This is a genomic window from Pseudomonas sp. HY2-MNA-CIBAN-0224 (genome assembly GCF_040310285.1).
GTDB lineage: Bacteria > Pseudomonadota > Gammaproteobacteria > Pseudomonadales > Pseudomonadaceae > Aquipseudomonas > Aquipseudomonas helleri.
Genome location: NZ_JBEOPQ010000248.1, coordinates 1 through 363, shown reverse-complemented (window position 1 = coordinate 363; position 363 = coordinate 1). Strand labels below are relative to the sequence as shown.

1 protein-coding gene is annotated in these 363 nt (G+C 43.0%); it reads right to left on the bottom strand.

Translation table 11 applies throughout. The features are described 5' to 3' along the window. A partial coding sequence (locus tag AAEZ03_RS26255) for a hypothetical protein (RefSeq protein ID WP_350582684.1) occupies positions 1-363 on the bottom strand: 363 nt, incomplete at both ends.

The window sequence follows — 363 nt, the reverse complement described above, 5'->3', positions numbered from 1 at the left end:
GACTGTGTGTTTGGCCTGGTCACTGACACCTGAGTCATGACGTTTTGACGAGCATTGACAAAATCGCCAGCTTGACTAGGGCGACAAAAACCGCTTGAACCTGCACCGCCTACCAACTTACTTTGCCCCGATGGGGTAATAATAGTTGCCTCAGACATCTTAAAAAAATAGCTTTGGCGTGGACGATAACAGAACAGCACCTGATCACCACGGTTTGATGTGGCACCAGTATTCAAGAAATAACCAAAAAAACCAAGTGACCCAAGAATATTGGCTTTTTCACTGCTGTATGTCGGATCATTAATGATATTTTCAATATTCTTGTTGGATGTATCTGAAGTCGTTAGTAGTAAGGTATCTACC